The sequence below is a fragment of the Flavobacterium caseinilyticum genome (assembly GCF_004349085.1).
Classification (GTDB): domain Bacteria; phylum Bacteroidota; class Bacteroidia; order Flavobacteriales; family Flavobacteriaceae; genus Flavobacterium; species Flavobacterium caseinilyticum.
Map to the genome: position 1 here is coordinate 38,777 of NZ_SMFM01000008.1, position 24,048 is coordinate 62,824.

Below are 24,048 nucleotides of genomic sequence, written 5' to 3' on the forward strand. Positions count from 1 at the left end.
AATTAAAAAAGAAACACAAATCATGCACGAAAAAAAGCCTGATCCAAACGGACCAGGCTTCTGATAAAAAATTAACCCTATTCTATTATCTCCTAAAACGGATCAGCCATTTCAACACCGGCGAAATCATAAAACTCGACATGGCTCCCATAAACGCAAAGAGTATCGATTTTGCGATATCTTCCGAAAGAATATGGAGCCAAGACACTAAAAAAAATCCCTGAAACGGTTCCGGTTCGGGGTCCGTTTTTTGACTTTGTATCATCAAATTCCAAGAACCGGCTGCGATCTTAGGTTTTGAATAATCGCATCAACTACCTTATTATCAATAAATATCTTTTACAATTTCATGGATTTATTGTGCTTTGCAACAGCTTTATGAATGTTTTTAGGTGCTCTTTGCAATGATTTCTCCAATACTAAGCGGGCCATCAAATAACTCACAGTTGATTCGGCACCTTGATTTAGATTTACATAATCCTCTTCCAATCCATCATAACATCCCCCAGTACAAGGATTATAAATGATCTGGTTTAAATGATTTTTTCCTAAAAACCAATTAAATGCCGCTACCATTTTTTTAAAGTATTTTTCATTTTTAAAAACCTCGTCAAATTTATTTAATGCAAGAATAGTATACGCAACATCAATAGGCTGTTCACCACCTATAGGACTTGGCTCCGATTTATTTTCTTTTTTTAGCCATCCTTTATTGGAAATTACGTGTATGCTGTTTTTTGTAAAAATTTTGGAAAGAAGAAAGTCAAAGGATGATTTTGCAATTTCCTTATAAATTAATTGATCTGTGGCCATCCAGGCACAAAGCATCGCTTCCGGTATAATACTATTGCCATAAGTAAGATAGCTTTCAAACCATTTCCATTCCTTATCTGCTTCGTGTTGGTACATTTGTACTAACCTGTTAGCTAGTGTTTTAATAATCGTAAGGTTTTTTTGGGATACTCCTGTTGAATTGTAGTAGTAAACCCCTTTAATTATGAAAGCCATTGCCCGCGTGGAATGGATTTCAGAAACATTTACAAGAGCACTTTCCATGGCAATAGCAGCATCTTTAGCTAACTCTTTTGGAAGAATGTCGCTAATTGAATTTAGATAGCCCAAAGCCCAAATAGCTCTTCCATTTGAATCTTCTAAGTTTGTTTTGTAGTTTTGTTTTGTAAAATTATATTCTTCATTTATATAATTTAGAAAAACCTCATTAGGTTGCAAACAATATTTAATAAAATCGAAATAGATTTGAATGTATTTTAAATCATTATCATCTCTTGTCAATTCATATTGCTGACATAGGGCTACCATGGCCCTGGCATTGTCGTCTAAAGTATATCCTGAATCAATATCAGGTTGATTAATGATTGAAAATTGAATCATTCCAAAAGCAGTAGTTAGCTTTTTTATATGATCAAGATTGACTTTTGGAAGTTTATAATACAAATGGAAGTTTTCATCTCCCAGTTTTTCAAATAACATGGCATGACCAATAGCTGAATTTTCCCAAGCTGTGGGAACAATCCTGTGCAGGCCGTTTGAACCCATTTTCTCTCTCAATTGTTCATCAGACAATAGCCTATTTGTTTCTTTAGCCAATTGTTTCGAATTGTTGAAATCAATAATAATTCCTGCATTATTCTTCAAAACTTCACATGCATGGGGAATAGGTGTTGAAATAATGGGACAACCACAACTCATAGCGTACGCAAAAGTTCCACTTACCGCTTGATTGGGATCATTGGATGTGAATAAATAAATATCAGTAAGTTGTAATAATTCTAATAGTTCCGCTAATGGTAAAAAACGATTGATAAACCTAACATGTTCTTGAAGTCCTAAGTCTTCAATTTTTGTTTCTAACATCGAACGGTATTTTTCGCCTTCGTGGTTAACTACTGATGGATGCGTTTTTCCAATAATTAAAAATAGTACATCTTTGTTCCTTTCCGCTATTTCAACTAATGCGTCTAAAGTAGTTTCGATACTTTTTCCCGAGCTTAATAATCCAAAAGTCGAAAGTATTTTTTTTCCACTTAATTTATATTTAATTTTTAATTCCTCTTTATCGGAATGTGGAACTAAATGGGTTCCGTGCTGAATGATATTGATTTTATCTGCTGTTATACCATATGTGCTCATCAATAGCTCCGCAGCGGAATGCGTCATTACAATTATAGAATGCGCTTCTAGGGCTATTTCCCTAACATTTGCTTTTAATGACGAATTAGGTCGCGGTAGTACGGTATGGAAAACAATGATAACAGGTTTTTCAACTGTTTTTATGAACTGTTTTAAATCAGCTTCATTATTTTTAAATAATCCAAATTCATGCTGAATCAAAACCATTTGCAAATTGACATTAGTATTAATTTGCGTGGCCAAATTGGTAAAGGCTTTCGGACGGTCTGTATTGAGAAAGTACTTTATGGCATCAGGATAAGTATGTTGCTCATCATTCGATTCCAAAGCGCAAATTTTTATTTTAAAAGAATTCTCGAATTTAGTATTCAGCACTTTAATCAAATCCTGAGAATACGTTGCAATACCGCATTCACGAGGAGGATAGGTGGTGATAAATAAGATTTCAGGCAAGTCATTTTTGATCTCTAGGCGAGGTATCTGATTTGACTCATTCAAATATTTTTTTTTGAAAATACTGGCCAAGGGTATGTTTTGGTGTTTAACTATTATTTTATTAAGCATGATTAATTTTGTTTAGCATTAATTCTTTCACTAATTCTGACTGATTCACTGAGGCGCATCCTACACGCTCATCTGCTGCACCATAATAGATGTACAGTCGGTCTCCAAATAAAGCCGTACCAGAAGGAAAACACACATTATTGACTTCTCCTTTTAATTCCCAACTTAGTTCAGGTTTAAATAAGGGATAAGGCAATCGCGCAATTTCTTTCTGAGGATTATCGAGATCAAGTAATGAGGCACAGGCTGAATAAACAAAGCCCTTTGCAGTATGTTCTACCCCGTGATAAATTAATAGCCAGCCGAATTCCGTTTCAATAGGTGGGCATCCTCCTCCGGTGTAACATGATTCATGTTTGTATTTGGGGCCTAAAACAATAGTGTCTTCAAATCCGATAAAATAATCTTCCCAGAAGTCCGCTGTGAGTGCAACGATTTCCTTTACGGCAACAACGATTTGGATATCAGGCTTTATTCGATGCAAAAAACAAAGCATCCCATTAATTCTTCTTGGAAAGAATACTAAATTTTTATCCCAAAGGAGAACTTCACCGCCGTCTTCTTTTTCAACACCTTTTTGTCGATTATAATGAAAATATTTTTCGCTTTTTGGTTTATCATTCTTAGAAAATTTGACAAATTGCTCATAGGTTATTTGCGCCACTATAACGCCTTGTTTGTCCCATGTTATTAAATCTTTGGATAAAGCCAATGCACCTAAAGCATTAATACCATCAAACGCAGTATAACTAAGATAATACAAATCATCGATTTTTACAATCCGAGGATCTTCGACGCCATGAGATTCATAATCAAATTCGGGAATGATAATAGGTGTGTCATTTCGATTTTCAACATGAAGCGGTCCGGCTAATTTACTGTAGCCAATACTCGAAAAATTCCCATTTCTCACCGCCCTGTAAAAGAGATGGACATTATTTCCATCTTTTATCGACGCTGGATTTAGGACGCCCTCATTTTCAAAATCGTGTAATGTTTTTTGAATGATCACACCCTCTTTTTTGACTGTTACCATGACAAATGTTGTAAAAAAATTATTTAATTATTTTTAAATGAAAATTATATTTTTTGAGGAATTATATTTTCAGTGAGAATGTAAATATCAATTTCTTATCCGTTAAATGTGTTATATAAATATTTAAATAAGTTGTTCTATTTACGGGTTTAAACAGTAAGAGGGCTTTATCGGCATAAAAAATTAAGACTTGAATTACTGGCAAAAAAAGAGACTGTTGTCACCACAAGTCCCCTACTCTCCGGGGTCTCCTGACTTCGGAGTTGTTTGCTAACTTAGTCGCCAAATGGAATGCCAATACCACCTTAATGATTTATTGTGAAATTATTTTTTTCAACAAAAGCATTATTCCTTATTTTAGATTTAAAATGAAACAACCGGTTCGCGCAGAATTGCATTCCGTGCCCATTCCTGTTATCAAATGAAGAATTACTCCAAATCTCCCGACCTTCAGTGGAAAATGAAATGCTGTAAAAAAATGAAACTGCATCGAATAAAAATAGCATTCAGTCTGGCCAAAAATTCCAACAATAATAAAACACATACTAAACCAGAAAAACTATCTCCATCCTTCACCACAAAAATTAAGGAAATCATTTCGACCCAATAATAACAATCTGAAAAAACTACTATATTTTTGAAACACTATAAAAGGCCCTCTTTCTTTAAAGCATAAACACAAAAACAGTATGCCTGAGAAAATCAATGACAAAACTATTTTTTCGCTGCTGGATGTCACTAACAGTATCAAAAAAACGTTAGAAGAAAGGTATAAAAGTGCGTTTTGGATTAAAGCTGAAATGAACAAACTGAATCATTACAGTCAATCCGGTCATAGCTTTCCCGAAATAATAGAAAAAGTAAATGGTAAAATAATTGCACAAATAAAAGCAACATTACGGCGTGAAGATTACCAAAATATCAATCGCAATTTTCTACAAATACTAAAAGAACCGCTCAAAGATGGAATCAAAATTTTATTCCTTGCTAAAATAGCCTTCGATCCTGCTTTTGGCCTTTCACTTCAAATAGTAGATATTGATCCGCAATACACGTTAGGAGATTTAGAAAATCAAAAGCGGGAAACGATTAAAAAACTGCAGTTGGAGGATATTTATGAAAAAATAAAAAGTTAGTACTCTCTTTTTTACCCCAACGAATTGCAATAATTTCGGTAGAAACCAGCAAAGGCTTTGGTGATTTTATAGATGTAACTGATAAAAATTCGTGGAATTACAAGTTCTTGGCCGTCCTAGTTGGAGCCATGATGGCCGTACCCTTGCCATAAAGCAAATAAGGCTCAAAATGGTTGAAGCGTTAGACCTATATCATAATAAAAATTTACAGGCTGTAAATCTGAGCCATTTTTGGTAAAAGAAACAGAACTTAATTTATCTCGGTAGTTTACTAAAAATAAAAACAGCATCTAAAATTACTTTAGATGCTGTTTTTATTTAATCCGCTATAAAAAAATTTGTTTTTATTTAAGCGATTTCATGTCAATTACAAATCTGTATTTAACATCATTGCTTGTGACACGATCATAAGCTGTGTTAATATCTTGCATATTGATAAGCTCAATATCACTAGTAATATTATGTTCGCCACAGAAATCTAACATCTCTTGTGTTTCTTTAATACCTCCTATTAAAGAACCGGCAATACGCTTACGTCCGCCAATGATATTTCCTCCATGAAATGGCTTTAACGGTTCTACTGCACCAACTAAAACCATTGTTGAATCAATTTTAAGTAATCCTAAATATGGATCCATTTCATGACCTACAGGAATGGTATTTAAAATAAAATCGAAACTATTTTGGTGTTTTTTCATAGCCTCTTCATCTTTGGAAATTAAAACTTCCTGAGCACCTAAACGTTTAGCATCTTTTCCTTTTTCTGGCGATGTTGTAATCATAACTACATGTGCACCTAATGCATTGGCAAATTTAACGCCCATATGACCTAATCCTCCTAAACCTACTACTCCTACTTTATCTCCTTTTTTTACGTTCCAATGACGTAATGGTGACCATGTAGTAACTCCTGCACATAATAACGGTGCTGTTGCTGCCTCGTCTAAATTTTCTGGAATGCGTAGTACAAATTTTTCATCAACAACTACTGACGTTGAATAACCTCCGTAAGTTTGTTTGCCTTCAAGATGTTTATCTGGACTGTTGTAAGTAAATGTTACTCCCTTTTCGCAAAATTGTTCTAAATCTTTCTCACAAGAAGAACATGTTCGGCAAGAATCTACCATACATCCTACTCCTACTAAATCACCTACTTTATGGCGACTAACACCATTTCCAACCTCTACTACTCGACCAATGATCTCATGTCCAGGTACCACAGGATAGGTTGATCCGTTCCATTCGTTTCTTGCGGTATGTATGTCACTATGACAAACACCGCTGTAAGTGATATCGATTTTTACGTCATCTGCCCCTACAGCTCTTCTTTCAATATCTAACGGTTTTAAATCTTCTTTTGGTGATGTTGAACCATATGCTTTTACTGTTGTAGTCGCCATAATTACGTTGTTTTTAAGTTGTTATTTATTCGATTTATGTATTATTTTATTTAGAAGCTTTTGGATAATCTGTATACCCTTCTGCTCCTCCTGCGTAGAACGTACTTTGATCCCACTCTGCTAAATCTAGGTTATTTTCAAAACGTTCTACTAAATCTGGATTAGAGATGTATGGCTTACCGTAAGCTACCAAATCTGCATACCCTTCTTCAATTACTTTATTTCCTTTTTCTTGATCAAATGCCGAGTTAATCATCAATGTTCCATTATATAGAGGACGGAAATGTTTAGCTATCTCAGTAACAGCGTATGGAATTGCTGAAACATCTGTAAATGGCTCAGAAAGATGCACGTATGCTAAATTATAATCATTCAATTTTTTAATGATGTATTCAAACGTTGGGATTGTTTCTTCATCCATAGCCGTTCCAAATGGGCCCTGTAATGATGGATTAAAACGAGCTCCAATTTTTTCCTGCGGAATGACTTCTTTAATCGCGTCTAGAACTTCAAAAAATATACGGGCCTTGTTTTCAATACTTCCACCATATTCATCCGTTCTGTGATTAGACGTTCCGTTAAAGAACTGCTGAAACAAATAGCCATTAGACGAATGAATTTCTACTCCATCAAAACCAGCTTTTACTGCATTTGCAGCTGAATTTTTAAAATCTTGTACCGTAGTTTTAATATCTTCATTGGTCATTTCCTTAGGCGTAACAGTATCTTTAAATCCTTCTGGAGTAAATGATTTATCGTTAGGATTTATAGCTGAAGAGGATAATGGTAATGCTCCATTATGAAAATCGGGATGAGACATACGTCCTACATGCCACAATTGAATAAAAATTTTCCCTCCTTTATCATGTACACGTTTGGTTACTTTTTTCCAACCTTCTACTTGCTCATCTGTGTAGATACCAGCCGTATTGATATAACCTACAGCATCACGAGACACTTGCGAGCCTTCTGTAATAATTAAACCTGCTGACGCCCGTTGCTCGTAATACAAGCCATGTAGCTCATCCGTTGGAACGTTGCCTTCATTATCTGCTCTACCTCGTGTCATAGGCGCCATAACAACTCTGTTCTTGAGGTTAATATTTTTGTTATATGGTGTTAATAAATCTTGTTTGCTCATTTTATTTTAAAAAAATTATTAATATCCGCAAATATGCATTACCGAAACGCAAATATCATTGACCTATATCAATTATGATAGATTTAACTGTTTTCCTAACACTACTTAAGTTTTCTGGAGTGACTCTTAAATAGCTTGTACCGATTCCAGCTGAAAATGAACAGGTCGTTCCAGGACAAAGGTCACTATTTCTGAAAGTGTTTTTAATCCAGCTGCTCAAGTGCATAGAACAATCGATTTTGTGCCCCTTCTTGAGAGCCAAATATGGAGCGAGATAATCTTCCTTCTTTTGTAATTAAAAGCCATTGCGGAGTTCCTTCTGAATCAAATTGGTCATAAACCAAATGCCCTTCATCCAAAAAAATAGGAAAAGGAAGTTCCTCTATTGTAAAAATGCTCTTAATATCATTTTCGGTAACTTTTGTATGCGTGAAGTTGCTGTGAATACCCACTACTTGTATTCCTAAATTTTCTTTCTGTAATTGGTATGCCAAAGGAATCGCACGTCCTGTACACCCCAAACATTGGTTGTTATATATTATGGCTAAAATAGTTTTCCCTTGGTACTCTTTTATAAGATCGATTTGGTTGCCGTTAAAATCCTGAACCAGAATTGAATCAACAACTGTATTTTCTTTAGTCATTTATTGCTGTTTTTGATTTAAGCTTGCTATTGCAAAATTGATAAAACGAGGTTGCCTTTGGGTGTACTTATTTTTTTCTGATAATTTTTAGTCATTTCAAGTGATTTTTGATAGAAAATTGTTCCCTCAAGAAAAAAAAACCCGCTCTCCGATTGGACTGCCCCAAATAGTGTCTAACTTTTTGGGGACAGTCTAGTTTATGGAAGGTTTTTTCATTTCTACTATTAAGTTAAAATAGATTCAATATTTAAAAAAAGGTTATGCTACAGCGCAGAAATAGTGACTACTTCTTTCTCGGGATTATTTTAAGCAAAAGAGCTGATTTCTTTTAAAAAAAGATACTTTGTAAAAATTAAACTATTTGCTGGTGTTTCCCTTCTTTAATTTCTTCTACTAATTTTTTATTGAAAGCTGGTAAGTCATCAGGATTTCTACTTGTAACTAATCCTTTGTCTACAACAACTTCTTGATCATGCCATTCGGCTCCAGCATTCGTTAAATCAATTTTTATAGAAGGATAGGAAGTCATTTTTCGTCCTTTAACTAGATCGGCGCTAATTAAAATTTGTGGTCCATGGCAAATTGCTGCAACAGGCTTTCCAGCTTTAAAAAAATCTTTTATAAAAGCTAAAGCATTTTCATTTGTTCGCAATTTATCTGGATTAATAACGCCCCCAGGTAGCACTAAAGCATCATAATCAGTAGCTTTAACATTTTTTAATTCTTGATCAACTTTATAATCTTTCCCCCATTCAGTAGAAGCCCATGATCTTATGCTTCCGCTTTCTGGACTCACAATTTCGGCTATCCAACCTTGTTTTTCTAAATATTCTTTAGGTGAGCTTAATTCAACTTCTTCAAATCCATTTGTGGCTAAAATAGCTATTCTCTTTTCCATAATTTTGTAATTTTAATTTCTGTTAACAGTATAAAATTACAACTTATAGTAGGGGATAATTCACAAATAGGTATTAAAATAAACATAATTTTGTTCAAGCTGTTTTGATAGAAGAATTCCTTTAATGGAATAATTAACTTAATTACGGATATTTTTAAATACCCAATATGTAAAACTTCTTCTTTTAGTTCTGTTTCTGACTTGGTTATTTTTATGGAATATTTTTCTTTGAGCTGACTACCCCGTTCGTGCAGAATTGCATTCTGTGCCTACTCCAATTAGCAACTGAAAAGAGATTAACACTAGTTCACCTGTTCGTGCAGAATTGCATACTATGCCCTCTCCAATCAGCAACTAATGAAACATCTACACTATTGCTCCACGCTCTGAACGTATGTCTATATTATCTTTAAATTTTAGGCAATGTATTGCTTTTGTAAGAATATGTAAAAAAAATGACTAACTAAGAAAAACAATTTTCATGATGCAAAACAATCGGCTTTTACTTATCATTTCCCTTACAGCAATTCTTTTAATGATACCATTAATTGCAATGCAATTCACGGAGGACGTAAATTGGACTCTTTTCGATTTTACTGTCGCGGGCATACTATTATTCGGAACGGGTATACTTTGTGAACTTGCAATCAGAAAAATAAAAAAACCACAATATCGTTTCGCCGCCTTATTAATTATAATGACTGTCCTTCTTCTCATTTGGGTAGAACTTGCCGTCGGTATCTTTTAGACCATGGTCTTCGGATTATTTCAAAAACTTAATAGTTAAATTCTGCTTTATGTTTTTCAATAAAACCGTTCCATTTTGTAGGTTGCTTGCCCGTGAGTTCATAAAAATTATTAAAGGTATCGGCGGCGCCAGGTATAGTTCCGGCCGCATGACGTTTCCAATGATCATATACGCAATTCATATAAGCCATTTCTGCACCGGCACTTTCCATGGCTTCACGAAATACTTCTGGTGAAAGGGGTTCGTAATGAAAAGACTTGCCCACTATAGCGGTCATTAGCGCGGCAATCTCATCAAAAGTCATGGCATCATACCCTAACCGGTAGGTTTTTCCGGCATGTTGCTCGGGATGCGCTAAAGCTAATGCAGCAACTTGTGCCACATCTTCCAAATCAACCCAACTCAATCTGGCATTGGCAACATAATTATAGATTACGCCATTCACTATTGCTTTTTTTCCACCGTATCCCAATAAATTCTGCATATAATCTTGAGGCCGCAAATGTGTATACGTAAATCCGCCCCACTCTATATAACGCTCCACCAATTGATGCCAAGCCCAATGACCAATGCTGGTGTCATCTGGGCCACATGCTCCAAGATGTACTATGTGCTTCACCTGCTGTTTCTTGGCAGCATCCAATAATGCTTTGCTTTGACGCAACATGTCTACTGTATAACCGGTGACCATAAAAACGCGGTCGATGTTTTCAAAAGCTTTGCTGTGGGTGCTTTCATCATCAAAATCCAAAATGACTGTCTCAATACCTTTAGCGGTAAAGGCCGTGGCTTTTTCTGGTGTGCGAACAGCAGCAACAATAACTATGGATTTATCTGCTAAAAGAAAATCGATCGTTTTGCTGCCAACCTGACCGGTAGCTCCTGTTATTAATATTCTGGGAAGTGTATTAGCTGACATAGTGAATAAGATATAAAATAATAAAAACAAAAATACCGTAGTTAGGCTGGCTTTTACCTGATATAAAGCAAGAAACAAACTTGATATAGATCAACGCTGACTATTAGCGTCGAGATATATTTTTCTTTATTCTACTCAAAGTCTCTGGCGTTATACCCAAATAAGAGGCTATCAAATTTTGAGGAACACGTAGCAAAAGTTGAGCATTACTTTCTGCTAATCGGAGATACTTTTCTTCTGCCGAATACGTTACAGAACTAAGCAGTCTCTGCTCTTTGGTAAAGAGACTATTTTGGAATAAAATTCGAAAGTAACGATCCATCACTGGTATTTCAATAGTCATTTTTTCAAAATCAGCCAAAGTAATCATCAGAATTTCAGAATCTTCAACTGCATCGATTGTGAAAATAGCCTTTTCCTCTTTGAAAAAGCTGGATAAATCGGACGTCCACCATCCTTCCCATGCAAAAAGGCTGACATGCTCAATCCCTTTTTCGTCAGTATTATACGATTTTAATAAACCTCGTTCAACAAAGGAAAGATAATGACACACTTCACCTTCCTCTAAAAGAAATTGTTTCTTTCGAAGTTTTTTATAGGTAAAATAAGTTTTTAGCAGTTCCTTTTCCCGCTCGGTCAACGAAACCTTCTCAAGAATATGAGAAAAAAATACGTCAAACATTTGTAATTATTTTGATAATGTTTTCAATGATGGAGTCAAATATACACCTATTAAACCATTGTATCGGGCAATGGGAAGTCTAATTGTTCCAAACACATTGCCTGGATTTTCAGTAAAGGCTCTAACTCAAGGCTAACAATAAAAAAGACCCGTTTGCACCGAATTGCATTCCGAACCCGTGTCAATGAGCAGCTAAATACTAAACAACTATTTCATCAACCCAATACAACGAATTGCAATAGTATCCAATAAAACCAGTAAAGGATTTGGTGATTTTATAGATATAATTGATAAAAATTCGTGGAATTACAAGTTCTTTTATTTTTTATTTCCATCCATACTGAAAGGTGACAAAGCAGTTTACGGCAACATCGTGCAATTAGAAATAGTTAAAAAAGCAACCCATCATTTCGATGCAGTCGCCATCCCAATTTACAATTTATTTTGGACGTTAATGACTAAAAGGCAAATTGGGGAGAAATTGGTTTAACAGTAGATGAATAAACTTGAACAAAATAATAAACCGCCAAACATTTTAACAGTTTTATTTTCATTTCTTCAAGATTTAGAGTAATAATTTTCAAACTTAACCTTATAAAAATTACATCTATTACGGCTTTACGTAAACGAGTTAAATTATTTAGATAAAATTTAAATAATAGAGGTTAACAACATTAATCGCGTTTAACATCACGCGCAACCCACTGGCGCTAGTTTTCAGCGACTGCCTACTTTCCTTATTAAAAACAAGCTGTAGCGTTTGCAACTCGGCTCACTATACGGCGCGGAATTGCATTCTGTTACCATTCCAATTAATATACAATAACGATTTCCTCAGTCTTGTCATTGAGAAGTGTTTTTTATCTGCAATAACAAAACAAACTAATAATGGTTAAATACTATTTTGAATCATTGACCACCAAATATAATTGGTCTTTTGCAATTTTGTAAAACAAAAAAACAGGAAACCCTATCGTCATGAATGAAGAAGCAAAAATCATCAATAGACATAATTTAGACTTAACCAGCATACAAAAACTGGCTTATGATATATCTTACTAAACTCAATCAGCAATTTTAAGTATGCAGAGTACGGTAAAGGACAAAATGGTCATAATTTTATTTCTTTAGGAACGATTACCAAGATCGAAATCGTTATCTTCATTACGCTATACAATTTGCAAAACGACACCATTTCTAATTATGATTTTATACTTCAGCTGGGTGAAGAAGCCAAAATCATTTACAAAGACATGATTTCTTTTATTCCCACATCGGAAGAACAATTTGATACTTTATTCACAGGTTATTTTGAAGATACATTCATAAAGGATCCTTATTACTCTAAAGTACTTGATCACCTCAGTAATTTGGGAACTCATAAAGTCCTTTTTATAAAAGAATCAAATCTGGAACCTTTAAATATAAAAGCCAATCAAAACAGTAATTATTAGACCTGTACCTAAAATTGTAAAACCCGAATTATTGATATCCTATGATGGAAAAACAACAGTAGATCAAAAATCTTTTAGCGAAAAATTGTGTTTAAAATCATTACCTTTAAATTTGAACATTCATGAACCTAGTTTATTCTATTAAAAACAAACTGCTAACACAATAAGAAGAATTATAAATTCTCATTAAATTATTCTTAATAAGATAAAAATAATCCCCAACTATGAACTCAAAAAACACAAAACCCGTACTCCTCTTTGATGTAAATGAAACCTTGTTAGACATGACTCCGCTTAAGAATGCGATCAACACTTTACTGGAGGAACCACTGGCGTTCAAAATTTGGTTTGGAATGGTATTGCATTATTCGCTAGTGGATAATTGCACGAATCAGTATCATGATTTTAGTGCGATAGGTGCTGCGATGCTTGGAATGGCGGCAACTTCTTTAAATAAAACCGTAACCGAAGATGAAATTAAAAAAACTCTTTCAATAATTCGGAATCTGAAAGCGTATCCCGATGTTTTGAAAGGATTACAACTGTTGAAAGAAAATGGTTTTAGATTAGCCACTTTGACAAATTCGCCTGAAAACACACTGAAAGAACAATTAATTAATTCAAATCTGACTGATATATTTGAGCTTGTCCTAAGTATTGATACTCTTAAAATTTACAAACCAGACCCTACAACCTATAAATGGGCGGCAACTGAATTAAATCAGCAACCACAAAATATAATTATGATTGCGGCACACGGATGGGATTTAGCCGGCGCTATACATGCTGGATTGCAAACCGGTTTTGTTGCACGTGAAGGCCAATCGTTGTATTCCCTTTCGGATAAACCGACCTATGAAGCCAAAGATATTTATGAAATGGCAATGGTGCTAATTGAAAAATACAAATAAATATTTACGGACGTCGAAAAAAAATTGTTTCTACAAATACCTAACCTAAAAGAAAATGCTTTAGACTTTCATAGATCTCATCTGCAGTAAACTAAAAATGTTTTTATATATAGATGTACAATAACCCTCGAGGTTTACTTAATTTGCTGGCTACAAAATTAGGATAGATAATAACTAACTTTTGTATCTTAAATTTTATAAATATACTCAACAACTCGGTTTTTACTTCCATTTTTCTGCAGGGTTCTTCCGCACATCATCATTCACGTTTAATGGTAATACATCTTTTTAAATTCATCTTTTTGTTGTATAAACTGAGGATAATCTTTTGCTAAAAACCAATAATGTTTAAAAATAGCGGCTGCTCTGGCCTTTTCATTGGTTAGTGCGTCCGTTTCTTGCTCTAGTACTGTATTGTCTTTATTACTGCTGCCTGAAGAAAATGGATAGACTTCCTTGTCGACTTTTTTTTCGCCGCTTTCATATTTTCTCCCGCTCTTGTGGTTAGCGTATCTTCTTGCTCTTGTAAAACCCATTTGAAGAAATTTCCGCGCCATATCAGCAGCGATAAAATCTTTCTTTTCTAAATAATTTTCAAATAATGAAAATATTTTTTTGGATGATATTTCGGCAATGGCCTCGGTTTTAAATTTCCAGTATGGATGTGTAAATATTGAAACATTTTTTAAATATAACGCAACAAATTAATTAAAAGTTAGCGCAACTTTGTATTCTGCGTTAGATATACAGTAACTAATATGGCTTTTAACAGGAGTACAACTTAATTAGAAAAGCTTTTAATTTAATAGATTAAATTTTATGATGAGTTTAGGTTTCGCTACAAAAAACTAAATCTGAATTAAGGTAAAAAGGTTTATCATGATTTTTACATATCAGCTACTTATAAAAACGTTTTTTTTAATTTTAAAACTTTAGACCGATGAAAACAGGAATCACTTTTAGTGCCTTCGATTTGCTACACGCAGGGCATGTTAAAATGCTTGAGGAAGCAAAATTACAATGTGACTATTTAATTGTTGGTTTACAGACCGATCCTACTTTAGATCGTCCAACAAAAAACAAACCTACTCAAACTGTTGTTGAACGTTATATACAATTAAAGGCATGTAAGTTTGTTGATGAGGTAGTTCCTTATGCTACGGAACAAGATTTAGAAGATGTTTTGAAGTCTTTTAAAATTGATGTACGCATCGTTGGTGATGAATATAAAGAAAAGGATTTTACCGGAAGAGCTTATTGTGAGCAAAAAGGGATCGAACTGTACTATAATACCAGAGATCATCGTTTTTCGAGTACCAACCTGCGTCAGGAAGTGTATCAAAAAGAACTTTTAAACGCTCAATAATGGCTCAGACTAATACAACTCATGTAGTTGTGACAGGCGGAATTGCTATAAGATTGTAAAAGCTATTTTCAACAAAAGTAATACATACAATAGTGCGCGCGTTAAATAGAGTATATAACCGATAAAGAAAGGAATAATGACAAGTATAAAAACCAAACCCAGAGAATCAAAGCATCAGGCGGTGGTTATAGGAGCCTCAGCAGGTGGACTCAAAGCGATTGTCGATGTAATCGCCCAGCTACCATCCGAATTTCCGCTTCCGATTTTGGTTGTTATGCACATTTCAGAAGATGCATCAGGTAATGTACTGCTTAATGCACTTACCAAAAATACAGTTTTAAACTGTGCGCACGCAATCTCGGGTCAAACACTCAAAGCCGGGCATGTTTACCTGGCGCCCTCGGGACATCACCTCTTGGTAGGCGATGATGCTAAAATACTGATCACAAAGGGTGCCCATGAAAACAGAAATCGTCCTGCAATTGATCCGTTGTTTCGATCTGCCGCTGTCACTTTCGGCAATTCGCTGATTGCAATCCTGCTCACAGGATTCCTTAACGACGGAACCTCAGGTATGGATGCCGTTAGAAAATGTGGTGGTATTTGTATCGTTCAGGATCCCGCAGATGCAGATTATCCGCAAATGCCGCAAAATGCAATCAATAACGTAAAAATCGATTATGTCCTGCCGCTGAAAGAAATGGGAGCACAGATCGAGCAGCTTATTTCGAAGAAAATATCCGCACGCAAAACCATTCCCAAAGACGTAATCCTTGAAGCCAACATTGCAAAAAGAGTGTTAAGCGATTTGCCCGCTGTAAATACGCTGGGTGAACAGGTACCGTTTAACTGTCCGGGCTGCGGCGGTGTGCTATGGAAGATAGATAAGGGCGTTCCGCCTCGCTATCGCTGCCATACCGGTCACGCTTATACTGCTGAAGCCCTTTTAGCGGTACAAACAGAAAAAATCGAAGAAACAATGTGGGTTGCATTGCGGATGTTCGAAGAGCGAAAAAATCTTTTACTGACTCTGGCGGAAACCCGTCGCGGAACACCCGAAAAAATAGTACGCGAAAGAGCGGCACAGTCTCAAATACATATCGATCGCATCCGTCAAATAATCAAGGCAAACGATAAAGGAACTTCCGAAGATAGCCCCGCTTAATAAGCAGTGAGCTTCCCGCTTGAGGTATAAAAAATGCACTGCATGTGGGAATTATATAGAAATTTACAGAAATAACATAAATCTTATTCTCCTAAGTCTTTTTAATTTTATAAAAAAAAGAATACTGCCTTCAAACCCGCCAAGCTCTATGAAAGGCATCGTTCTCTAGTTGATAGTATCTAAAATTTTAAAAAACAGATTCACAATAACTTTTAAAAATAAACAAAATGAAAAATTCAATTTTAATCGGTTCCGCAGCCTTATTGGTAGTTGGACTAATCGTATTAGGAAAAAATGAGAAATTAAAAAATATGGTATCTCAAGCGGTGCAAGCCGGGTTGTCGTCAGAAGCTATGCAGGATATACTTGAGTATGCTAAGAATGCATCCGTTAAAGAAATTCAGGCAAAATTTAGTTCTGTAAAGGAATCATATAAACCAGCTTTTTCTGAAGAATAAACATCCTATAAAATATAGCGATAGAGCGGCAAAGCTCATTTTCTTATTGTCAGTATTTGGCAAATCAGTAAAGCGGAATAAAGAGGGAAATTCTAAAGAGGGTTTCTTTACAGGCAAATTTGCCTATGAATGGTAGCGTCACAAGATTTGCTCAACTGATCTCTTTAGATTTCGTTCTATATAGGCTATAATTAGTAAAAACTATTTATGCAATTAACTAAATAAAAACATGATGAAAAATACACTTTTAATAAGTACGGTCGCGTTAGCTATCCTTGGTTTAATTGCCAGTCGGATAAATACAAAAGACAATAAGAAAGTATTGAAGGCATCAGGAAATGTATTATTAACAAATTCAGTATCAAAAATGCTTCATAGCGCCAAAAGAGCTGCAATAAAAGATCTACAGGCAAAATCATAGTTTGAAAATCATGCGACCTGACCTGCCAAGCCTCGTGAATATGGCTTTTATAGGTATAGGAATGCCAATTGGAATTGCATTCGGCACAAGTATGGATATAAAAGCGTTTGAAGAAGTGTGACAACTTGGTTTGGCAATTATATATTAAGAAATAAACCATACCCACTGGCGCTCGTATGTAACGAGTGCCTACTTTACTTATAAAAACAAGTCGTAGCGTTTGCAACGCGGCTCGCTAAACAGAGTCATTTCGCGCGGAATTGCATTCCGTGCCCTTTCCAATTAATAGACAATAGACGAACTTCCCCCCGTTATCATAAAATTTTATTTCGAGCCCTTTCCTGTTAATAGACAAAAACGATCTTCCTCCTATCATCGGCCAACAGATTAAAAAAATTAACTCCATCCGATAATATCAATGTAAAAAAACTACTTTATCTTTGAAACACTATAAAAGGCACGCCTTTAAAGCATAAATCTAAAATTAGTATGCCTGAAAAAATCAACGATAAGACTATTTTTTCGCTGCTGGAGGTAACAAACAGTATCAAAAAAACGCTGGAAGAAAGGTATAAAAGCGCGTTTTGGATTAAAGCTGAAATGAACAAACTAAATCATTACAGTCAATCAGGTCATTGCTTTCCGGAATTAGTAGAAAAAAGAGATGGGAAAATAATCGCGCAAATTAAATCTACCATATGGCGTGACGATTACCAAAATATCAATCGCAATTTTCTACGCATACTGAAGGAGCCGCTCAAAGATGGAATCAAAATTTTATTCCTTGCTAAGATATCCTTCGATCCGGCTTTTGGCCTTTCACTTCAAATAATAGATATTGATCCACAATACACGTTAGGAGATTTAGAAAATGAAAAGCGGGAAACAATCAAAAAACTACAGCTGGACGGAATTTATGATAAAAACAAAAATTTACAACTTTCTTTTTTACCCCAACGAATTGCGATAATTTCGGTAGCGACTAGCAAAGGCTTTGGTGATTTTCTCGATGTAATTGATAAAAATTCGTGGAATTACAAATTCTTTTATCTTTTATTTCCAACCATATTGCAGGGAGACAAAGCAGTTCACGGCATCATTTCACAATTAGAAAGAATTAGAAAAGTAATCCATCATTTCGATGCAGTCGCCATTATCAGGGGTGGCGGCGGTGATGTGGGCTTGTCATGCTATAACAATTACGAATTGGCCAAGGCTATTGCGGTATTTCCTATCCCGGTAATCACCGGAATTGGCCATGTCACAAATGAAACAGTATGCGAAATGATTGCCCATACTAATGCAATAACACCAACGAAACTTGCCGAGTACCTAATACAGAAATTCCATGATTTTTCGGTTCCAATCCAAAACGCCAAAGAAAAAATTGTGGACAAATCAAGACGATTGCTAAGCGAGGAAAATACAAAACTTGAATCCGAACTTAAATTGTTTCGCTCAATGACGATTAATATTCTGAACACCAATGGAAACCAAATCAAAAATGCCAGCTACGCAATTCAGCAGCAATCAAAATTTATAGTAAAAAACAACCACGAAAAGTTAAACGTACTGCAAGCCAAAACACGCATTGCAACTAAATTCAATCTGAATCAATTAAAAGTAGCAGTAACTCAATTGCAAGGAAAAATAGAAATTCAACCCATACTTTACCTCAAAAATTCCGAACTTGCATTGGAAAACATTGAAAAAAACATCCAGATCTTGAATCCCATAAATGTTTTAAAAAGAGGTTTCAGCATCACGCATTCAAATGGCAAAGCTGTCAAAGACGTTTCCCAATTACAAGAAGGAGAAGTAATAAATACAGTGCTATTTAGCGGTACATTAGACAGTATAATCACAAAAATTAAAGAATAAAATGGAAGAAGAAATGAATTATACGAATGCTTTTGAGGAATTACAACTAATTGTTTCCGAAATAGAGCAAGGAGAAATCTCTGTTGATGAACTCTCTGCAAAAGTAAAAAGAGCAACAGCACTAATTAAATTTTGCAAATTAAAATTAACCACAACCGAAGAAGACGTGAATGCAATTTTAAAAGAACTCGAAAATTAATAAATTGAGATATTTACCTACTAAACAACTAAAGGTTAAATGTTAGCAGGGGTGAATTCCCCTCTCCAGAGAGCTTGTCTCGTTTCTAGAACGGGAGGTTATGGGTGTGTTTTTATTTTAAAATTGAAGTGTTTTATTTTGGTAATGTACTCTAAAGTATTCACAGTCATTAAAAACTGTAATTAAGTTTATGTTTATAAGGCTCAATATTAATCTTTAAGTAAGTAACTCGATTAATAAATAACCCAGATACTATGTGTTTTCACACCAAACAATCCAAATTAGCATTAGAAGTACAAAATAGATTCAATGCAACTATTGATAATCCGGTGGAATTCAAACCAACTGCTCACATCAATGGTTTTGAATATCCTAAAACTCCGGTAATCATTGATGAAAAACCAAACATCATTACCCATTACAATTGGGGTTTGATACCAGCATGGGCTTTGGATGAGGAAATAAAAAAATACACGCTAAACGCTAAAATAGAAACGGTCAACGAAAAACCGTCCTTCAAAAATTCAATTTATAAAAGATGCCTGGTTATTGCTAATGGCTATTACGAATGGCAGTGGTTGGACCCTAAAGGGAAAGAAAAACAAAAATACGAATTGCGCTTGCCCAACGAAGAACTGTTTGCTTTTGCGGGTTTATATTCCAAATGGGTAGATAAAGAAACCGGAGAAATCAAAAACACCTACACCATACTCACCACCGAAGCCAATCCCCTATTGGCAGAAATCCACAATCATAAAAAAAGAATGCCGGTAGTTTTAAAACGAGAAGAGGAATCCAAATGGTTAAATCATGAAGCAATTGAGCATTTTGCATTTCCTTATTCTGCAGATTTAATTGCTGTCAAATTATAAATGGTGCTATTCAAAAACGACTGTCGTTTCTACTCTGGTTGCCCCACGCTCTTCAAGAACAGTATTGCCGAAAGGGTATGTTCTCTACAACATTCAAAAAAGCTTTTCTCACTAAATGCGGTTCCGCCCTCACATCGATCCACAAAACAGCTTGAGGAGCATCGAAACGGAATAAAACACCATGGAAACAGAACCTCATCAATCCCATCAGTGCCATTATCAGGATCTAAACCAAAAAAATTTATCGCTTCGGTATCATGCTGTAGCAACTCAATAATATCCGATATTTTCCACTTTGTCCTTATATATTGACATTTACTTCACTGGCAAAGTCATATTCTGCCAATTTTAAGGTGTGCCTAAACAGTAATTTATCATCAATTTTGATGGTATCTAGTACTTCATCGGGTTTAAAAAGACTTCCGTTAAAAACAAATACATCATAGCGTTTTCCTTTGTAACCCGTGTTGAGGTGCTCAAAGTATTTTTTGAATCGATTGTATAATGGTATATCTTCATTTCTCTTGCAAATCTAGCCAGTCACTCAGTAGAAGTCTTACGGAATTGGGTGGCAATAAATGCCTTTACTAACCAAAGAACAAGAATAAAAAGCGGTCAATTCGTTTTTGAGATTTTTTGAATAGTTCCAAAGGTTCAAATTCCGGGTTTAATTGAACTTGGTTCAAATATTAAATATATTGATTATAATGGTCTGGCACTTTCTTTTAATTTGACTGATCAATTCACAATAGCCTTCTTTATGTCAAAAATTTATACTTGTTTAATACAAATTCCTTATTTTATGTTACCAATCTCTCAAGATTATGGTTGATAAATTAATTAACATGGTCTTATAATTTTCATTATTAATAGATAATATAATGGCAAATAAATAAAAATTTTACTCACACAAAAAGATTATTTTTACCAAAGATTGCTTGTCACTATACTTGCGTAATTTGTAGTTATTATTTAATTTTAACCACAAATAAAAATTAATAGTTTTGAAAAATAACACTTCATTTCAAGATTTTATAAATTTATCCGTTTTTGTTGTGAATTATACAAATGACTATTTAATACAAATTAATGTTAAGAAAAATTAGTTACATACTTATTGTGAGCTCGACTTTGCTGCTAAGCTCCTGTAAATTTGAGGATGATGATAAAGCTAAGATATCTATTGGATTTTCACAAAGTATAGATTATGATATTTGGAGAAAATCAATGAACCACGCGATGGAGGTGGAAGCAGCACTTCATCCGGAGGTCAATCTGACCATTTATAATGCGAATCGTAAAGCTAAAAAGCAAATTCAAGACATCGAAAAATTTATAGCTGATAAAGTGGATGTAATTATTGTATCTCCTTTTGAATCAGATTCTATAATTCCTGTTATTGAAAAAGCAAAAGCAATAGGGATTCCTGTTATTATAGTAGACAGAAAAGTAAACACTTCAAATTATACAGCATATTTAGGGGCAGATAATGTTGAAGTAGGGCGAATTGTCGGGCGACATATTGTTTCGTTATCTAAAGGGAATGCGAATGTAATCGAAATTAAAGGAGCTTCTTATACATCACCTGGTCTAGAACGAAGTATGGGATTTAGCCAAATTATAAATCAATATCCTAATATTAAAGTAATTACTATAGATGCACAAAAAGATGAATTGCCCAAGGATTTGTTTATAAAAAGTTTGAAAAACTCTCCCGAAATAAATTATGTATATGCTTATAATGATGTAATTGCTTATCAGGCTTGGAAAGCGACCAAGGGGGAAAAGGCAAAAAACAAAATTAAATTTATTGGAGTTGATGGGCTAAATGGTCCATTTGGAGGTATTCAGCTTGTTCAGGATGGTATATTGGAATCTACAGTTTTATATCCTACAGGAGGAAGTGAAGCGATCAAATTGGCAATGAAAATAGCGAATAAGGAGATTGTTCCTAAAAATAACAAACTCAATACCATATTGATAAATTCGCTTAATGCAGATATTATGAGCAATCAATTTGACAAGATAACAATTCAACAATCTGACATTGAGCAACAACAAAGCGTTATCCGAAGACAAGAAGAGAAATACTCCAGCCAGAGTACTCTTTTAAAACTGTTGTTTTCTTTATTTATAGTAACATTGGGTTTAGCTATCTTCAGTATTTACTCCCGTATAACAATAAGCAGGAAAAAGAAAGAATTAGAAGAGACAAATAAAAAAATCAAGAGTCAAAGAAATGAAATTAAAAAATTTTCCGAAGAACTAAAGAAAAGAAATGAGGCAAGATTAAATTTTTTTATGGGTTTATCCCACGAATTCAAAACTCCCCTGACTCTAATTTTAAGTTCTGTAGAATCTTTGAGTAGTGAATTCAAGAATAAGGGAATTTCTGTTAATAAAGAAATTAGCCTGATGTATAATAATTCTATACGATTACTCCGCTTAATTAATCAATTGCTGGATTATAGAAAAGCAGAAGATAATAAGTTTGTATTAAGGGCTTCTAAAACCAATATTGTAGACTTTTCCAAGAGTATCATTTCAGATTTTGAAAGAGAAGCCCAAAAGAGAAATATTGATTTTACATTAACTACAAACAATCCTGGACTTGATGTTTATATTGATTGTAATTTAATGGATAAGGTTTATTTTAATTTATTGTCAAACGCCTTTAAATTTACTCCTGATAAAGGCAAAATTTCGGTATCGATTAAAGAAGACAAACCCAACAATATAGTTAAAATTTATTTTAAAGATTCTGGCATTGGTATTCCGGTTAATGAATTGAAGGAAGTTTTTAATGCTTTTTATCAAGGTTCTAATAATTATAGGAACAGTTCGGGAATTGGACTTCATCTATCAAAAAGTTTTATAGAGTTGCATAGAGGACGCATCGAAATTAATTCTAAAAACGGAACTGAATTTATAATTACACTTCAATTAGGGAAAGAGCATCTGGAAGAAAAAGAAATTTTAAATGATTCTGTTTTAAGTTATGTTCATAATTCAGATTATTTAGATTCAGAGGATATTCAAAGTGTAGAACCAAAAAACAACGAGGACAAATATTCTATTCTGTATATTGAGGACAATAGAGAATTATTAGATTTTGTTTCCCTAAAGCTCTTAACGGAATACTCCATCTATACCTCTGACGGAACCAATGCTATCGAACGGGCATTGGAGTTAATCCCCGATATTATTATATGTGATTTAAATTTACCAGTAAAAAGTGGTTTCGAAATTTGTGAGATACTCAAGAAAGATTTAAGGACTTCCCATATTCCTGTCATTATATTAACGGCTTCTGATGATACGGAATCGTATTCCAAAGCACTGGAGAGTGGTGCGGACATATTTTTGACGAAACCTTTTAATTTGAAATCATTGTCACAATCTATAAAGAGTTTGCTTTTTAATAGAGAGAAGGTACGCTTTTATTACACTAATAATATTGAAAATATTGTCAATAATGACGGTGTTAATTTTGGAATATCCGAACAAGATTTTCTAAGAAAATTAAATGAGTTGATAGATAAAAACATTGACAAATCATTGTATACTGTTGAGGATTTAGCAAAAGACTTAAATATTTCACGGGTACAGTTGTATCGCAAAGTAAAAGCAATATTAGGAATTAGCGTTAGTGATCATGTTAACAATATTAGATTAGAGAAGTCAAAAGAACTTCTACTAAATACCAATCAAAATATTTCTGAAATTGCTTATTCAGTTGGGTTTTCTTCGCCTAATTATTTTTCCACGAGCTTTAAAAACAAATATGGTGTATCTCCGAAAGAGTATAAAAAGTAAATCCGAAAAGAATTTAATAAACGTATCAAAATTGTCCCCGTTTCTATGGAAAATTTGATTCAATGTTTTACCCAATTGTAGATAATGTTATCAATATTATTTATCATTTTAAACCATCAAAATAAACTTTTGGTGGTTTTTTTGTTTGTGCTCATTCACACCAGTTGATCAAATATAATTTCTACT

20 protein-coding genes are annotated in these 24,048 nt (G+C 34.3%); 11 read left to right on the forward strand and 9 right to left on the reverse strand.

What is annotated here, in order from left to right; translation table 11 throughout:
- Positions 1 to 339: 339 nt before the first annotated feature.
- Positions 340 to 2,715 (reverse strand): glycosyltransferase, encoded by a 2,376-nt coding sequence (locus tag E0F89_RS14175; RefSeq protein WP_131910434.1) that lies wholly within the window; start codon positions 2,713 to 2,715, stop codon positions 340 to 342.
- Positions 2,708 to 3,751: a glycoside hydrolase family 130 protein gene (locus E0F89_RS14180; protein ID WP_131910435.1), complete on the reverse strand. Its 1,044-nt coding sequence runs from the start codon at positions 3,749 to 3,751 to the stop codon at positions 2,708 to 2,710. Before E0F89_RS14180 ends, E0F89_RS14175 begins: the two co-directional genes overlap by 8 nt.
- A gap of 689 nt (positions 3,752 to 4,440) precedes the next feature.
- Here E0F89_RS14180 and E0F89_RS14185 point away from each other — a divergent pair.
- On the forward strand, positions 4,441 to 4,887 hold the full coding sequence (locus E0F89_RS14185; protein ID WP_131910436.1) for an exodeoxyribonuclease VII large subunit: 447 nt from the start codon (positions 4,441 to 4,443) through the stop codon (positions 4,885 to 4,887).
- A 344-nt stretch (positions 4,888 to 5,231) separates the two neighbouring features.
- Here E0F89_RS14185 and E0F89_RS14190 read toward each other — a convergent pair whose 3' ends face one another.
- The 6 genes from E0F89_RS14190 to E0F89_RS14225 form a co-directional block, all read right to left on the reverse strand.
- On the reverse strand, positions 5,232 to 6,287 hold the full coding sequence (locus tag E0F89_RS14190) for an NAD(P)-dependent alcohol dehydrogenase (protein ID WP_131910437.1): 1,056 nt from the start codon (positions 6,285 to 6,287) through the stop codon (positions 5,232 to 5,234).
- Between the two features lie 46 nt (positions 6,288 to 6,333).
- Entirely contained in the window at positions 6,334 to 7,428 is a 1,095-nt protein-coding gene (locus E0F89_RS14195) for an alkene reductase (protein WP_131910438.1), read from the reverse strand.
- A gap of 203 nt (positions 7,429 to 7,631) precedes the next feature.
- A complete protein-coding gene (locus tag E0F89_RS14200) occupies positions 7,632 to 8,072 on the reverse strand; it encodes a TlpA family protein disulfide reductase (protein ID WP_131910439.1) in 441 nt (146 codons plus the stop codon).
- Between the two features lie 352 nt (positions 8,073 to 8,424).
- Positions 8,425 to 8,970, reverse strand: a complete 546-nt coding sequence (locus E0F89_RS14205; RefSeq protein WP_131910440.1) for a type 1 glutamine amidotransferase domain-containing protein — start codon at positions 8,968 to 8,970, stop codon at positions 8,425 to 8,427.
- A 776-nt stretch (positions 8,971 to 9,746) separates the two neighbouring features.
- Entirely contained in the window at positions 9,747 to 10,637 is an 891-nt protein-coding gene (locus tag E0F89_RS14220) for an SDR family oxidoreductase (protein ID WP_131910442.1), read from the reverse strand.
- A 103-nt stretch (positions 10,638 to 10,740) separates the two neighbouring features.
- Positions 10,741 to 11,319: a Crp/Fnr family transcriptional regulator gene (locus E0F89_RS14225; protein WP_131910443.1), complete on the reverse strand. Its 579-nt coding sequence runs from the start codon at positions 11,317 to 11,319 to the stop codon at positions 10,741 to 10,743.
- A 1,178-nt stretch (positions 11,320 to 12,497) separates the two neighbouring features.
- Here E0F89_RS14225 and E0F89_RS14230 point away from each other — a divergent pair.
- On the forward strand, positions 12,498 to 12,773 hold the full coding sequence (locus tag E0F89_RS14230) for a hypothetical protein (protein ID WP_131910444.1): 276 nt from the start codon (positions 12,498 to 12,500) through the stop codon (positions 12,771 to 12,773).
- A gap of 224 nt (positions 12,774 to 12,997) precedes the next feature.
- Positions 12,998 to 13,684: a haloacid dehalogenase type II gene (locus tag E0F89_RS14235; protein ID WP_131910445.1), complete on the forward strand. Its 687-nt coding sequence runs from the start codon at positions 12,998 to 13,000 to the stop codon at positions 13,682 to 13,684.
- A gap of 269 nt (positions 13,685 to 13,953) precedes the next feature.
- Here the strand turns inward: E0F89_RS14235 and E0F89_RS14240 are convergent, their stop codons facing one another.
- Positions 13,954 to 14,358: a DUF4385 family protein gene (locus E0F89_RS14240; RefSeq protein WP_131910446.1), complete on the reverse strand. Its 405-nt coding sequence runs from the start codon at positions 14,356 to 14,358 to the stop codon at positions 13,954 to 13,956.
- Between the two features lie 266 nt (positions 14,359 to 14,624).
- Here E0F89_RS14240 and E0F89_RS14245 point away from each other — a divergent pair, with 266 nt between their 5' ends.
- The 8 genes from E0F89_RS14245 to E0F89_RS14280 all read left to right on the forward strand — a co-directional run bounded on the left by E0F89_RS14245 (position 14,625) and on the right by E0F89_RS14280 (position 23,862).
- Positions 14,625 to 15,050 (forward strand): adenylyltransferase/cytidyltransferase family protein, encoded by a 426-nt coding sequence (locus tag E0F89_RS14245; RefSeq protein ID WP_131910447.1) that lies wholly within the window; start codon positions 14,625 to 14,627, stop codon positions 15,048 to 15,050.
- 136 nt (positions 15,051 to 15,186) lie between these two features.
- Positions 15,187 to 16,215: a chemotaxis protein CheB gene (locus tag E0F89_RS14250; protein WP_131910448.1), complete on the forward strand. Its 1,029-nt coding sequence runs from the start codon at positions 15,187 to 15,189 to the stop codon at positions 16,213 to 16,215.
- A 227-nt stretch (positions 16,216 to 16,442) separates the two neighbouring features.
- Positions 16,443 to 16,673: a hypothetical protein gene (locus E0F89_RS14255; protein WP_131910449.1), complete on the forward strand. Its 231-nt coding sequence runs from the start codon at positions 16,443 to 16,445 to the stop codon at positions 16,671 to 16,673.
- A 232-nt stretch (positions 16,674 to 16,905) separates the two neighbouring features.
- Positions 16,906 to 17,094 (forward strand): hypothetical protein, encoded by a 189-nt coding sequence (locus E0F89_RS14260; RefSeq protein ID WP_131910450.1) that lies wholly within the window; start codon positions 16,906 to 16,908, stop codon positions 17,092 to 17,094.
- Between the two features lie 489 nt (positions 17,095 to 17,583).
- Entirely contained in the window at positions 17,584 to 18,975 is a 1,392-nt protein-coding gene (gene xseA / locus E0F89_RS14265) for an exodeoxyribonuclease VII large subunit (protein WP_131910451.1), read from the forward strand.
- 1 nt (position 18,976) lies between these two features.
- On the forward strand, positions 18,977 to 19,174 hold the full coding sequence (gene xseB, locus E0F89_RS14270; protein ID WP_131910452.1) for an exodeoxyribonuclease VII small subunit: 198 nt from the start codon (positions 18,977 to 18,979) through the stop codon (positions 19,172 to 19,174).
- A 254-nt stretch (positions 19,175 to 19,428) separates the two neighbouring features.
- Complete coding sequence (locus tag E0F89_RS14275; RefSeq protein ID WP_131910453.1) at positions 19,429 to 20,046, forward strand: SOS response-associated peptidase; 618 nt, start codon at positions 19,429 to 19,431, stop codon at positions 20,044 to 20,046.
- 1,089 nt (positions 20,047 to 21,135) lie between these two features.
- Positions 21,136 to 23,862, forward strand: coding sequence for a substrate-binding domain-containing protein (locus E0F89_RS14280; protein WP_131910454.1), 2,727 nt, complete (start codon positions 21,136 to 21,138; stop codon positions 23,860 to 23,862).
- The last annotated feature ends 186 nt before the right edge of the window (positions 23,863 to 24,048 follow it).

Coding starts and splice junctions, on each gene's coding strand:
- E0F89_RS14175 (WP_131910434.1), bottom strand. CDS start 2,715: ATGCTTAATAAAATAATAGTTAAACACCAAAACATACCCTTGGCCAGT.
- E0F89_RS14180 (WP_131910435.1), bottom strand. CDS start 3,751: ATGGTAACAGTCAAAAAAGAGGGTGTGATCATTCAAAAAACATTACAC.
- E0F89_RS14185 (WP_131910436.1), top strand. CDS start 4,441: ATGCCTGAGAAAATCAATGACAAAACTATTTTTTCGCTGCTGGATGTC.
- E0F89_RS14190 (WP_131910437.1), bottom strand. CDS start 6,287: ATGGCGACTACAACAGTAAAAGCATATGGTTCAACATCACCAAAAGAA.
- E0F89_RS14195 (WP_131910438.1), bottom strand. CDS start 7,428: ATGAGCAAACAAGATTTATTAACACCATATAACAAAAATATTAACCTC.
- E0F89_RS14200 (WP_131910439.1), bottom strand. CDS start 8,072: ATGACTAAAGAAAATACAGTTGTTGATTCAATTCTGGTTCAGGATTTT.
- E0F89_RS14205 (WP_131910440.1), bottom strand. CDS start 8,970: ATGGAAAAGAGAATAGCTATTTTAGCCACAAATGGATTTGAAGAAGTT.
- E0F89_RS14220 (WP_131910442.1), bottom strand. CDS start 10,637: ATGTCAGCTAATACACTTCCCAGAATATTAATAACAGGAGCTACCGGT.
- E0F89_RS14225 (WP_131910443.1), bottom strand. CDS start 11,319: ATGTTTGACGTATTTTTTTCTCATATTCTTGAGAAGGTTTCGTTGACC.
- E0F89_RS14235 (WP_131910445.1), top strand. CDS start 12,998: ATGAACTCAAAAAACACAAAACCCGTACTCCTCTTTGATGTAAATGAA.
- E0F89_RS14245 (WP_131910447.1), top strand. CDS start 14,625: ATGAAAACAGGAATCACTTTTAGTGCCTTCGATTTGCTACACGCAGGG.
- E0F89_RS14250 (WP_131910448.1), top strand. CDS start 15,187: ATGACAAGTATAAAAACCAAACCCAGAGAATCAAAGCATCAGGCGGTG.
- E0F89_RS14255 (WP_131910449.1), top strand. CDS start 16,443: ATGAAAAATTCAATTTTAATCGGTTCCGCAGCCTTATTGGTAGTTGGA.
- E0F89_RS14260 (WP_131910450.1), top strand. CDS start 16,906: ATGAAAAATACACTTTTAATAAGTACGGTCGCGTTAGCTATCCTTGGT.
- xseA (WP_131910451.1), top strand. CDS start 17,584: ATGCCTGAAAAAATCAACGATAAGACTATTTTTTCGCTGCTGGAGGTA.
- xseB (WP_131910452.1), top strand. CDS start 18,977: ATGGAAGAAGAAATGAATTATACGAATGCTTTTGAGGAATTACAACTA.
- E0F89_RS14275 (WP_131910453.1), top strand. CDS start 19,429: ATGTGTTTTCACACCAAACAATCCAAATTAGCATTAGAAGTACAAAAT.
- E0F89_RS14280 (WP_131910454.1), top strand. CDS start 21,136: ATGTTAAGAAAAATTAGTTACATACTTATTGTGAGCTCGACTTTGCTG.